11 protein-coding genes are annotated in these 13,147 nt (G+C 51.1%); 6 read left to right on the top strand and 5 right to left on the bottom strand.

What is annotated here, in order from left to right:
• Window position 1: 1 nt before the first annotated feature.
• Genes ACO0K3_RS08800 through hemC form a run of 3 tightly spaced genes read right to left on the bottom strand, consistent with a single transcriptional unit; the run spans window position 2 to window position 2,986 of the window.
• Complete coding sequence (locus ACO0K3_RS08800) at window positions 2-1,165, bottom strand: uroporphyrinogen-III C-methyltransferase (protein WP_422983734.1); 1,164 nt, start codon at window positions 1,163-1,165, stop codon at window positions 2-4.
• A complete protein-coding gene (locus ACO0K3_RS08795; RefSeq protein WP_422983732.1) occupies window positions 1,162-1,998 on the bottom strand; it encodes a uroporphyrinogen-III synthase in 837 nt (278 codons plus the stop codon). Before ACO0K3_RS08795 ends, ACO0K3_RS08800 begins: the two co-directional genes overlap by 4 nt.
• Window positions 1,982-2,986, bottom strand: coding sequence for a hydroxymethylbilane synthase (gene hemC, locus ACO0K3_RS08790; RefSeq protein ID WP_422983730.1), 1,005 nt, complete (start codon window positions 2,984-2,986; stop codon window positions 1,982-1,984). Before hemC ends, ACO0K3_RS08795 begins: the two co-directional genes overlap by 17 nt.
• A 425-nt stretch (window positions 2,987-3,411) precedes the next feature.
• Here hemC and trpS point away from each other — a divergent pair, with 425 nt between their 5' ends.
• The 3 genes from trpS to ACO0K3_RS08775 all read left to right on the top strand — a co-directional run bounded on the left by trpS (window position 3,412) and on the right by ACO0K3_RS08775 (window position 6,765).
• The gene (gene trpS / locus ACO0K3_RS08785) at window positions 3,412-4,467 is read left to right on the top strand and encodes a tryptophan--tRNA ligase (protein ID WP_422955950.1); all 1,056 of its coding nucleotides are present in this window, start codon (window positions 3,412-3,414) and stop codon (window positions 4,465-4,467) included.
• Window positions 4,468-4,601: 134 nt separating this feature from the next.
• Entirely contained in the window at window positions 4,602-5,837 is a 1,236-nt protein-coding gene (locus ACO0K3_RS08780) for a winged helix-turn-helix domain-containing protein (RefSeq protein ID WP_422984051.1), read from the top strand.
• 43 nt (window positions 5,838-5,880) lie between these two features.
• A complete protein-coding gene (locus tag ACO0K3_RS08775; protein WP_422983728.1) occupies window positions 5,881-6,765 on the top strand; it encodes a dienelactone hydrolase family protein in 885 nt (294 codons plus the stop codon).
• A gap of 108 nt (window positions 6,766-6,873) precedes the next feature.
• Here ACO0K3_RS08775 and ACO0K3_RS08770 read toward each other — a convergent pair whose 3' ends face one another.
• Together ACO0K3_RS08770 and ACO0K3_RS08765 are read right to left on the bottom strand one after the other, a co-directional pair.
• Window positions 6,874-7,713, bottom strand: coding sequence for a LytR/AlgR family response regulator transcription factor (locus tag ACO0K3_RS08770; protein ID WP_422983726.1), 840 nt, complete (start codon window positions 7,711-7,713; stop codon window positions 6,874-6,876).
• The gene (locus ACO0K3_RS08765; RefSeq protein WP_422983723.1) at window positions 7,710-8,759 is read right to left on the bottom strand and encodes a sensor histidine kinase; all 1,050 of its coding nucleotides are present in this window, start codon (window positions 8,757-8,759) and stop codon (window positions 7,710-7,712) included. Before ACO0K3_RS08765 ends, ACO0K3_RS08770 begins: the two co-directional genes overlap by 4 nt.
• Window positions 8,760-8,945: 186 nt before the next feature.
• Between ACO0K3_RS08765 and argH the strand changes: the two genes are divergently transcribed.
• The 3 genes from argH to ACO0K3_RS08750 all read left to right on the top strand — a co-directional run bounded on the left by argH (window position 8,946) and on the right by ACO0K3_RS08750 (window position 13,067).
• A complete protein-coding gene (gene argH, locus ACO0K3_RS08760) occupies window positions 8,946-10,352 on the top strand; it encodes an argininosuccinate lyase (RefSeq protein ID WP_422983721.1) in 1,407 nt (468 codons plus the stop codon).
• A 437-nt stretch (window positions 10,353-10,789) separates the two neighbouring features.
• Window positions 10,790-11,374: a TRAP transporter small permease subunit gene (locus ACO0K3_RS08755; protein ID WP_422983719.1), complete on the top strand. Its 585-nt coding sequence runs from the start codon at window positions 10,790-10,792 to the stop codon at window positions 11,372-11,374.
• Between the two features lie 25 nt (window positions 11,375-11,399).
• Window positions 11,400-13,067: a TRAP transporter large permease gene (locus ACO0K3_RS08750; protein WP_422983717.1), complete on the top strand. Its 1,668-nt coding sequence runs from the start codon at window positions 11,400-11,402 to the stop codon at window positions 13,065-13,067.
• Window positions 13,068-13,147 lie beyond the last annotated feature (80 nt).

Raw genomic sequence — 13,147 nt, 5'->3', positions numbered from 1 at the left:
CCTAAGGCTTCACTTTGTAATTACGAACCGCGTTCAGGCTATCGGCCAGAGTCGGCATTTCGATCGACAGATTGCTGCCCTGCACTTGTCTCAATAAAGCCTGCACCGTTTGCGTCTGTTTAGCGCGCGTATCAAAATATTTGGTAATGGCATCTTGCGCGGCAATCATATCGCTACGGAAGGTGCTTTCATTTCTGGATAAAAGTGCCAGGCGCGCATTCAACAAACGGAGTTTCAAATTCTCACGCGCAAAATAACTCTGCGAAGGATTCAGCAATAAAGCATCCGGCGATTCGACATTACGAACGCGTATCAATTGTTTGACTTCGTTCCACATCTCGCTGGAAAAACTCTGCCAGGCATCCTGAGCCCGCATGCTCCAGGTGTTTTCGGGAATCTCTTCCTCCGCCGTCTTTTTACCGTTTTTATTTACATTAGCGGATCTTGGCAAAACCCGTAAAGGTGCTTTAGGTGGCGTTGCCGAGACCACTGATTTTTCATCTGCCCATAAAGGAATATGGTCGACCTGAGCAATCACGCTATCAAGGCGCAGGGCAATGCCCGTCAAATCAAGGATGGGCAAGGATTTCAGCTTCTCGATGTCTTTAGCGATAGCACGGCGTATCGTAATAAATTGGGGTTTTTCAGATTTAGCCAAGCGGCTATCGGCATTTTGCAACGCGATCAACGCGCCCTGCACATTACCCGCCAGCTGAAGTTGCTGACTCGCCGTCGCCAGCACCTGCTCAATCTCCGCCAGTGCCCATTCATCACGGTTTTTGGACAAATCCTGATAAAGCTGCTCCAGCGCCAGTTGTTGTCCCTGCGCTTCAGTTTGTTTACCTTCAAGCAAAGTCACCTTAGCTTGAATTTCTTTGCTGCTTTCTTGTACTGTCTTAGCGAGCACTTTGGTCTCGCTGCTGGTCGAATCAGCTGTTTGCAGCCGCTTGGCGACCTCTTCGCGCAAGGCACTGATCTGGTTTTGCGATGACCACCAGCTAGCGGCCAGCAAAACGGCAAGCACGCCAGCTACGATGTAGGCTGGTTGGGTCAGGCCAAGCGCCTTTGTGCCGTCAGGCTGAACCTGAGGTAAGGGCTGTGGCGTAAGTGTTTCAGGCGTTTTATCCATCGATGTAGTGTCAGATGATGAGTGCGTATCGTTCATAGACGAGATTGTAACGCGACAAGTAGATGTTCGTCGCCAGAACCTGAGAGAGTTATCGATTGAAATCCTGATTTTTGCGCAGTTTCAGCGATGCGGACGTGCGGTACGATCAAATGTTGATGTTGCAATTTTGCCACGAAATTCTGTCCGCCTGACTGCTGCGCCCAGCTCAGCGCTGTGTGTAAGGCTTCGGAGCTCGTCACAAGCCAGTCATTGCTGGACTCAAGTAGTTGCGCTAACTGTTGTTGCCGCTCCAAAGTAAAAATAGGGGCTGCACGGCGGTAAGCGGCTACCTGCGTGACGTCAACGCCTTGCGCTCGCAAGCGATCTGCCAGTAGTTCGCGTCCGGTCTCGCCGCGAATAATCAGCACCTTTTTTAAGCGCAGCGATGGAATATCCAGCTCGTCGAGCAAGGTTTCCGAATCGGTACGTTCAGGATTGCGTGGATAAAAAATCACTCTCTCGTGCTGATTGCTTCCGCAGCCTTCATCAATCGCAGCAGCCGGACGGATCCCAAATTCAGCAAGCGTCGCCAGGCTCCCTTGTCCCATGACTGCCACAGGAAGCTGAACAGGTAAGCAAGGGATACGAGAAAAAACCGCACGAATCGCATTCGGACTGACAAACGCAATCAGGCCAAAATCCGATAAGTTCGCCAGAACCCCATCTAGTAGGTTGTAATCCGCCAGGCCATGAATTTCCAGTAACGGAAAAGGAATCACGATTCGTCCGCTGGCAGCGATACGCGCAGCAAAATCAGCCGCCTGCGCTACAGGTCGGGTAAGAACGACAGGATTCGGCATAGAGGAGGAAAGTTCAGCCAGCGGTGTCAAGTGGTTCCACTTTACAGGCAGCTAAAATCGCCGCTGCATCTTGTGCAGCCAGTGCCTCGGCAACCTGCGCACCTAGGGCTTGCGCGCTAGCTACATCGTGAACCGCAGCACTAACCGCAGCAGTCGCAATACGACTGCCATCAGGCAACGCGACCATGGCACGCAACTGCATCACACCGTCGCTTATCGTCGCAAATGCCGCCAATGGAATCTGGCAACTACCGCCAAACGCTTTTGACACGGTACGTTCGGCACTGACCGCCTGCTCCGTTTCTGCATGATTCAAGGCAGCCAACCAGGTTTTTAATTCCGGACGATGATCAGGAATTTCAATCGCCATAGCACCTTGCCCTGCTGCTGGCAAACTTTGCTCTGGCTCCAGATAAGCACGAATTCTGTCAGGCAAACCCAGACGCTTTAAGCCTGCCGCCGCCAGAATAATCGCGGCATATTCACCGCTATCGAGCTTACGCAAACGCGTATCCAGGTTGCCGCGCAAAGGGCGGATAAGCAAATGTGGAAACCGAGCTGCAATCAGTGCCTGGCGACGCAGGCTGCTGGTGCCGACTACCGACCCTACCGGTAACTGTTCCAGACCGGCATATTGATTAGACACAAAGGCATCACGCGGGTCTTCACGTTCCAGCACCGCCGCCAGGTCAAAACCTTCAGGCAGATCCATCGGCACGTCTTTCAGCGAATGCACCGCCAAATCGGCACGCCCCTCTGCCATCGCGACTTCAAGCTCCTTGACAAACAAACCCTTACCGCCGACTTTGGACAAAGCACGATCCAGAATCTGATCGCCACGCGTTGTCATACCAAGAATGGCAATCTCGCAATCAGGGTACAACGCGGCAAGGCGATCACGGACATGTTCTGCCTGCCACATGGCGAGACGACTTTCACGGGAAGCAATAACTAATTTGGTAGGGTGAGATGCGTTCAAGACAAGAACCTTCAATAAAATAGTGCTGAATTTTATCATGCGCATTACCCGTGATCAGATCCGGATAGTGAAGTAGCCGGCATCACCAAGACTAAGGATTAAAACAGCCTCAGGCAATCATTCACAAACCGGATCAGGCGTAAGAAGCAAGTAACATCACAAAATATTGAGGCTGGCAGCGTGATGATGCGACAAATATACCCCCCACGATATGGTAAGCTAACGGCAGGCAATCGAACAGTAAGTAATCTAACAGCAGGTAATCTGTTAAAGCAGCGCGACAGGGATAAAGAGAATTTGCTCCGAGCGCATACGGCCTACAGTCCATCACCATGTCGCCCCGATCCGCGGCATTTTTTATGCGCAAACGAAGCGGAAGAACTGTTCGCTATAGTCAAACAAAAATCAAGCAAGAATCAAGCAAAAATCAAACAAGAAACCGTACAGAATCAACAGAGCACACTATGAGCGATATCAATCAAACAGCAGAAAATTCAAGCAGTACCGTACTCGAAGCAGGCAAACAGCATCTGATCCTGACTGGCGACCGCCCTACCGGCCCTTTGCATCTGGGTCATTTCGTCGGCAGTTTGCGTAACCGTGTCAAATATCAGCATGAATATCAGCAATACATCATGCTGGCCGACGCGCAGGCCTTGACGGACAATATGGATGATCCCGCAAAAGTGCATAACAATGTACTTGAAGTCGCACTGGATTATCTGGCGGTAGGCATCGATCCGGCTAAATCCACGATTTTTATTCAGTCACAAATTCCTGAGCTGACAGAGCTCACTTTCTACTACCTGAATCTGGTCACAGTGGCACGTCTGGAACGCAATCCTACGATCAAACAAGAAATCGTCTTGCGTAATTTCGAGCGTGATATTCCCGCCGGATTTCTGACCTACCCTGTCAGTCAGGCTGCCGACATCACTGCATTCAAAGCGAGTCTGGTGCCGGTCGGTGATGATCAGATTCCGATGATCGAACAGACCAACGAAATCGTACGCCGCTTTAATCGCCTGGCGAAAAAAGACATTCTGGTTGAATGCCAGGCCCTGGTGCCAGAAATCGGTCGTTTACCAGGTATCGACGGCAAAGCCAAAATGAGTAAATCACTCGGCAACACCATCAACCTCGGCGCCACCGCAGCAGAAATCAAAGCGGCGGTCAAAAACGTATATACCGATCCATTGCATCTGCGTGTAGAAGATCCGGGACATCTGGAAGGTAACGTCGCCTTTATCTATCTCGACGCCTTCGATACCGATAAAATCGCTCTGCAAGAAATGAAAGATCATTATGTTCGGGGCGGCTTGGGAGACAGTAAAGTCAAAGCTCGTCTCGAAGGTATCTTGCAAGATATGCTGGCACCGATACGCGCCCGCCGCGAAGAGTTTGCCAAGGACCGCGGACAAGTGCTGCAAATCCTGAAACAAGGAACAGAAAGAGCAAGGGAAGTCGCGGCAAGGACTACCGACGAAGTCAAAGCCGCCATCGGTCTGAAGCACTTCTAAGCAATGACACGGGCAGGATACGCGAATAGCGGTCCTGCTTTTTTTATGGACGTTTCTGCATGACAAAATCGCCCGCCAGTCGCTTACCGGATCTACTGCCAGATTTGCCGCAGGATTTGCTCCCCAATCTCAGCATGACATCCGCACGTGCACTGCATCTCGCCGCACAGGGCTTGCTGACACCAAGACGTCAACCGGCAACAAAGCAAGATGTATTGCAAGCAATTCGCAGTATGTCGGCGCTACAGATTGATACCATCAGCGTCGTCGCCCGCAGCCCCTACCTGGTCCTGTGGAGCAGACTTGGTCACTACCCGCACACCTGGCTGGAGGAATTACTCGAAGAAGGCAAGATTTTTGAGTATTGGTCCCATGAAGCCTGTTTTTTACCGATAGAAGATTACGGCTGGTACCGGCATCAGATGATTTCGCCGCATAAAATGGGCTGGAAATACAATCAGCGCTGGCTCAGTGAAAATCAGGATCAGGTTACCCGCGTCAAGCAGCATATTAAAAAAAACGGCGCAACCCGCTCCGCCGACTTTGAACGCACCGACGGCAAGGCGGGTGGCTGGTGGGAATGGAAGCCAGAGAAACGCGCCTTAGAAGTCTTGTTCACCATGGGCGACGTCATGGTCGCCAGGCGACATAATTTCCAGCGCATTTACGACTTACGCGAGCGTGTTCATCCGACCTGGAAAGACAAGCAGCATCTGCTGTCACAACAGGACTGCCGTCAACAGCAGGTACTGCGCGCCGTGCGGGCACTCGGTATGGCAAAAGCTAGTTGGGTTGCTGACTATTTCCGCATGGCCAAACTGGATCAGCGCATCCATCCCGAGACGCTGGCAGAACAAGGATTATTACTAAGGGCAAGCGTCACTGGCTGGGACCAGCCGGTGTACGTTCATCCTGATCACGCCGGGCTGCTGGAACGTGCGGCGGCAGGCACGCTCAAAGCAACCAATACACGTATCCTGTCGCCGTTTGACCCGGTCGTCTGGGATAGAAAGCGCGCCATCGAATTGTTCGGTTTTGACTATAAGCTTGAATGTTATACGCCGGCACCGAAGCGGCAATACGGCTACTTCACCTTACCAATTTTGCGCAATGGTGCACTGATTGCCAGAATGGATGCCAAAGCCCATCGCAAAGAGGGCCGCTTCGAGATCAAAGCACTGCATCTAGAGCCAGGCATCCGCATCAGTCAGGCGCTGGCGAACGATCTAGCAAAAGTCGTCGAAGAGTTTGCCAGCTGGCATGCCTGCAAGGCCATTGAGATCGTTTATTGCAACTCAAAGCAATTGGGAGCCATGTTGGAAGCCTTATTGAGAAACTTACCGAAAACCTCACTGGCAGTCCATTTTTGACGATGTAATTTGATGACCTGTATGGGTCACACAAGGAAAGCCAATGTCACCTCCTCGCTCTCTTCTGCTGACGCTACTATCAACGCTACTGCTGATCAGTACATCGCTGATGGCCGCGACCACTGGTCGTCCGGTGCAGTTCCCTAGTCTTGATACCAGAGACGATACGGCGATTGAATTAAACGGCATTTTCTATACTGCTAACAGTGACGGCGTACGCCCACTGATCATTGCCCTGCATGGCTGTGGCGGCCTGTACAGCGCACGAAAAGGACATGAGGCTGACGTTCATCCCCGTCATCAGGCAATGGCCGAGCTATTGCAGGCTCGCGGATATCATGTCTTGCTGGTCGATAGTTTCACCGCTCGCGGCGTACGCTCGATTTGCACGACGCTCTACAAAACCCGCGACATCACACCAGACAATCGTCGTCTCGACGCACTAGGCGCCATGCTGTGGGCAACCCAACAGAAAGAAGTTGATCCACATCGTGTCGTCCTGCTTGGCTGGTCCAATGGCGGATCCAGCACACTGAATACCCTAAATCAAAAACATCAAGATAAACTGAATATCGCTCTGCCCGCCTTCAAAGCAGGCGTCGCTTTTTATCCGGGTTGCAGTGCTTACCTTAAAAAATCGTATCAGATCAATAGCCCGCTACTCATCCTGGTCGGCGAGCTCGATGACTGGACGCCACCGGCAGCGTGCCAGAGCCTGCAAAGAAAACTATCCCCGGCGCCGCTCAGCGTGAGCATTTATCCGGACTCCTATCATGACTTTGATGCCCCAGATCAGCCTATCCGCTTGCGCAAAGACATCCCCAACGGCGCTCATCCCGGCATGGGTGTGACTACCGGCAGCAACCCCGTTGCCAGAGAAGCGGCCTATCAAGCAATGTCAGAATTTTTAGAAAAGAATTTAAAATGATCCCGCACTGTTCATGCGGGTTACAGGCCAATAATGCGCCAGAAGGCGCATCTAGCTTGCGGATTGGCTTTTCAATTTCACAGATTAAGTAAAAATAAGTGAAGAAAATTACCGTACCAGCGCCTTGATCACTGGCCATTGCCGGCGGGAGATCGGTAAGCGCTCGTCACAATCACGCACGATCACTTGCCAGGATTCGGAAATTTTTTCGTTTTCGCTATCGGCATCGACGATCGTTGTCGCTCGTTCGACGCCCATGATCGCATTGCGTGCAACCAGAGCATTGCGATGTACGCGGACGAGCCGGTCTGACATTTCCTCCTCTAGCGAGGTCAGCGATTCTTCGAGCAGGTAGTTGCGCGCCCTAGTGTGGATGGTGACGTATTTTTGCTCTGCCTTTAAAAATAAAATATCAGCAACCGGCACCAGCAGAACGCGATTTCGCTCCAGTACGGAAAATGCCTGCCGTCTGGTCGGCAAGACGAGTGCAGGTTGTGCTGACACAGCATCAGGGGAGGCGTTGATGACCCGTCGCAATTCGCTGACCCGGCGAATCGCCTCGGCCAGCCGGGTCGCACGCACGGGCTTGAGCAAATAATCCATGGCGTGAACTTCAAACGCTTTCAGTGCATATTCGTCGTAAGCAGTGACAAAAATAATCGATGGCGAAGCGATGGCTGGCGCTAATGAGGATGCTGATTTTTTTGATTCCAGCGCTCGTTGTTGCAAGTGCTGCGCCAGCTCCAGCCCTGTCATGCCGGGCATCTGCACATCGAGCAATACGATATCTGGCCGGAGCGTCTGTATGCCATCCAGCGCAGCTTGCGCTGTGCTGGCCTCTCCGAGCAGATCACAGGGGCACTCTGCCTGAATATCCGACAATAAGGTCGTCAGTCTTTGTCGTGCAGGCGCTTCATCATCGACAATAAATAGGCTGGGCTTGGTCATTTTTTATACGGAAAATACAATTGCACGACAAAGTGATCATTGATAATGTGATTCGTCATTTGTGCCTCGATATCATATAGCAGCAGCAAGCGCTGCCGAATATTATCCAGCGCCATGTGATTGCCGCCGGGCACTGTCTGATCCGCATGAAAAGGATTGCTGATGCGGATTTCTATTTTATCTAAACTACGCTGCATGGTAATACTGATCAAGGCCGGAGTCTGGGATGGTTCGACACCGTAATGCACGGCATTTTCCAGCAGGGGTTGCAGCAACAGACTCGCAATCTTAATCTCTCGCAATTCTTCCGGCGCCAGATTCACAGTATCCCACTCCACATGCAGACGGTCGCCGAGTCGGATTTTTTCTATCGAGAGATATTGCTGGCATAAATCAATTTCTTCTTTCAAGGTAGTGATGTCGCGGGTATCACGCATCAGGACGCGAAACAGATCGGCCAGATCCTCCAGGGCAGTTTCGGCACGACGCGGCTCCGCGCGGATCAGTGAGAGCACAGCATTCAGACTATTAAATAAAAAATGCGGACGAATCCTCGCTTGCAAGGCTTGCAGCCGCGCCTCTCCTAGCGCAGGAGAGAAGGCGCGGCTGCGTAATTCAAAATAATGCTGAAACGCGAGTCCAAACATAAAACACAGAATGACCGTAAAAACATCACTCAGATGCGGAAAACTAAAAACAAACCACTCAAATGGTTCCAGAGCACGCAACAGCAACACGGCGACCAGCGCTGGTACCAGGCCACATGCCAGGCGTTGCAGCCATGCCGGCGACTTATCGCGCTGGGGATCCAGTTCGGCGAGACGACGTACGCCGCAAAGTACAAATAGTGATAACAGACTGATCATTTCAACCAGCATGGCGGTCTCGATGAATTCCTGCACATTCAGCAGCCAGCCTTGCCCACGCGCCAGCAAACCCAGCAATACAGCACCATTCACGACAATCAGGACACGGAATACGATACCGATATTGCAGCAATCAGGGATCAATACATCTGCCGACGTGTACTTTGTTTGTTCATGCATAGGGAAAACCGCCTCGGTGTTTTATAATCGGGGTTCACGCACGAAACCCCAGCCGCGTTACATCTCCTCGCCGTACATATTTCGTATAGCCCTCGTCGATGCTCCTTGCTGGAACTGTGTTGCGTAAGCCCTTAATCTGGATATCCGTCGAATGTACATCGACTCGCTTTTCATTAACTTTCTGCTATGACATCACAATTCTCTAAAAAAAGCGAGGCATGGTCTGCCCGTTTCTCTGAACCTGTCTCTGATCTGGTAAAACGTTACACAGCGTCGGTGTTCTTTGATAACCGCATGGCATCCTTCGACATCCAAGGCTCTCTGGCTCACGCCGAAATGCTGGCTACCCAGAAAATTATTACAGCACAGGATTATGCCGATATCCAGCGCGGCATGGCGCAGATTCAGACGGAAATCGATTCCGGTAAGTTTGAATGGCTGCTCGATCTGGAAGACGTGCATCTGAATATCGAAAAACGACTGACCGAATTGGTTGGCGATGCAGGCAAGCGCCTGCACACAGGCCGCTCGCGCAACGATCAGGTTGCGACCGATATCCGCCTATATGTGCGCGCTGCGATTGATAATATCGTTGGCCTGCTCGGCGATCTGCGCTCTGCCCTGCTGGATCTGGCAGAGAAAAATGCTGACACGATTTTGCCCGGCTTTACCCATATGCAGGTCGCTCAGCCTATTACCTTCGGCCACCATATTCTGGCGTATGTAGAGATGTTCAGCCGCGATGCCGAGCGTATGATTGATTGCCGCAAACGGGTGAATCGCCTGCCGCTGGGTGCCGCGGCCCTGGCCGGCACGACTTTTCCGATTGACCGTGAACGGGTAGCAAAGACCTTGGGGTTTGACGACGTCTGCCATAACTCACTGGATGCGGTATCCGACCGTGATTTTGCGATTGAATTCTGTGCTGCATCCGCTCTGATCATGACGCATATCTCACGCATGTCAGAAGAACTGGTGATCTGGATGAGTCCGCGGGTTGGCTTTATCGATATTGCGGATCGCTTTTGTACCGGCTCATCGATCATGCCGCAAAAGAAAAATCCTGATGTACCCGAATTAGCTCGCGGCAAAACAGGCCGAGTAAATGGCCATCTGGTCGCCCTGCTAACTTTGATGAAAGGCCAGCCGCTAGCCTACAACAAAGACAATCAGGAAGACAAAGAACCGTTATTCGACACAGTCGACACCATCACGGACACACTGCGGATTTTTGCCGATATGGCAGGCGGCATCACCGTCAAACCAGAGGCGATGCGTGCAGCAGCGTTGCAAGGCTACGCAACCGCAACCGATCTGGCGGATTATCTGGTAAAGCGTGGCCTGCCGTTCCGCGATGCGCATGAAGCAGTGGCACATGCAGTCAAAACCTGTGTCGATAAAGGCTGTGACCTGAGCGATATGAGTTTGCAGGATTTACGTGCTTTTTCAAACCTGATTGATGATGATGTGTTCGCTGTACTGACGCTCGAAGGCTCGGTCGCCGCACGCGACCATATTGGCGGCACGGCACCGAATCAGGTCAAAGCAGCAATCGCACGCGCTCGCAGCAAACTGCTCGCATCATTGAGTTAATCAACAGCAAACAGACACAAAAGCACTGACGCAAACCCAAACCTCACCAGCTGCGTCCAGTCACACTCACAACAGGTGTGCGAAACAAATAGTCCAAGCACACCTGTTCATCAAATTCCACACCGCGCCGCCCGTATCAACTCGCTATAAGCAGAGTCTCAGCAGAGCCACAGCAGAGTCAAATTTCTTTGCGCCAGAAATAAGAATTACGCCGAACTACGGACACCGTTCAAACAGATCCTGAACAGACTCTGAATAGACCCTAAATAGGCTCTAAGTAGAAATACGGCTTTTGTCTCTTTCATCCCCAAAACATGCATCATCTGAGCACCAGATGCTTGTCTGCAAAAAGAAATGTCTTATACTTGCCCCGACCATAAGAGGATGCAGTAACTCATGCAATCCATAAAAATTTAAAGACTAAAGGGAGACACCTTATGCGCTTATTCATCGCTTTCGCGAGACTCATTGACGCGCTCAATGAAAAAATCGGTCAGGCAGTTAGCTGGGCATTATTGGCCGCTGTGCTGATCTGTACGGGCAATGCCCTGATACGTTACACCTTCAATATCAGCTCAAACGGCTGGCTGGAAATTCAGTGGTATTTATTCTCAGCGATTTTTTTGCTCGGCACTTCAGCGACCTTGCGCAGAAATGAGCACGTCCGTATTGACGTTGTTGCCGGTCGCTTTTCCAAGCGCACGCAGGTCTGGATCGATATTTTTGGCTTTTTATTTTTCCTATTACCGATGGCAACCCTGATTCTGTATTTCGCAGCACCTTACGCCATGGAGTCAATACGTAATCAAGAGATGTCAAGCAACGCTGGTGGCCTGATTGTCTGGCCCGCAAAATTATTGATCCCCGCCGGCTTCCTGATGCTGACGCTGCAAGGTATTTCAGAGCTCATCAAGCGTATCGGCTTCTTGCAAGGCTTAGTCGACGCCAGCGAATTCGAAAAACACGCGAGTACGCCAGCAGAAGAAATTGAGGCGATTAAAGCCGCCAATAATCTCAAATAAAAAAGCACAGCGGAGACAATACAAAATGACGGCATTTATTATTGCGAACATGGCACCGATCATGTTCGCCACTCTGGTGATTTTTCTGTTATCGGGATTTCCTGTCGCTTTTTCTTTAGCGGCGAACGGCTTATTTTTTGGTTTTCTGGGAATTGAATTTGGCCTGATCAAGCCTGAGTTGCTACAAGCCTTGCCGAACCGGATTTTTGGCATTATGTCGAACGACACCTTGCTGGCGATTCCTTTTTTTACCTTCATGGGATTGATTTTAGAGCGTTCTGGCATGGCAGAGGATCTGCTCGATACCATCGGTCAGTTATTCGGTCCGCTGCGCGGTGGTGTCGCATATGCCGTCATTTTTGTCGGTGCCTTACTAGCAGCGACCACTGGTGTAGTTGCCGCTTCGGTGATCTCGATGGGTTTGATTTCCTTACCGGTCATGCTGCGTTACGGCTATGATAAAAAAGTCGCCTCCGGCGTGATTGCAGCCTCAGGAACACTGGCGCAGATTATTCCGCCTTCGCTGGTCCTGATCGTGATGGCTGATCAGTTAGGACGCTCTGTTGGCGATATGTATCAGGCCGCTTTTGTACCTGGCTTACTGCTGACTGTAATGTATGCCGCTTACATCCTGATCATCTCCATCGTCAAGCCGCAATGGGTGCCTGCCCTGCCACCAGAAGCGCGCAATCTGCGCCAGCCAAACGGGGACAGCGGCGTCTTGTCCTTGCTGGCCTTGATTGTGGTCAGCGTCGGTGCAAGTTTTGCGTTTGCCAAATATTATGGAACGACACATCCAGAAGCTGCAGCCGATGAAGTCGGTATTTATTCCGCAGGAATAGGAATTGCCGGTGCCTTTATTCTGGCGCTGATCAATCGCAAATTAAAAATCGGCCTGTTGTCCAAAATGGCTGAACAAGTTGTCTTTGTGTTGATCCCGCCGCTCGCATTGATCTTCTTAGTACTTGGTACTATTTTCGTCGGCATTGCGACACCGACTGAAGGTGGTGGCATGGGCGCGTTTGGTGCGATGGTACTGGCGATCATGAACCGTCGTCTGTCCTGGGATCTGACCAGACAGGCAATGAATTCGACTTCACGCCTGTCTTGCTTCGTGGTGTTTATCCTGATTGGCTCTACCGTGTTTTCACTGGTATTCCGAGGCGTCAACGGCGACCTGTGGGTTGAGCATTTATTGACCTCCCTGCCGGGCGGCAATACGGGCTTCCTGATCGTGGTCAACATCATGTTCTTCGTGCTGGCATTCTTCCTTGATTTCTTCGAACTAGCGTTCATCCTGGTGCCGCTAGTCGGTCCGGTGGCAGAAAAAATGGGCATCGATCTGATCTGGTTCGGCGTCTTACTAGGCGTGAATATGCAAACATCATTCATGCATCCTCCATTCGGCTTCGCCCTATTCTATCTGCGCTCAGTCGCTCCGAAAGAAGTTAAAACCTCGCATATCTACTGGGGTGCCGTCCCTTTCGTGATTGCTCAGATAGTCATGGTATCGCTGATAATTTCCTTTCCTAGCATTGTCTCCGTCGATAAAAAATCGAATATGAAAGAAGAGGTGCAATTGAATATTCAGGCACCGGTTGATAACGGTGAGGTAACTAACTTGCCACCGGGAGCCAATAATCAGGAAGAAGAAAAACAAGAAGAGACCCCACCTCCGAAGTTCACGCAATAAATAAAAGTTTCTACAGTCTCACCGAATATTCAAACCCGCTACGGCGGGTTTTTTCTTTATCGCTTAACGACAGTAGATAA

Source organism: Undibacterium sp. Rencai35W (assembly GCF_049340185.1).
Taxonomy (GTDB): Bacteria; Pseudomonadota; Gammaproteobacteria; order Burkholderiales; family Burkholderiaceae_D; genus Undibacterium.
The sequence above is the reverse complement of the archived record's forward strand: the minus strand, read 5'-3'. Positions and strand labels throughout refer to the sequence as shown.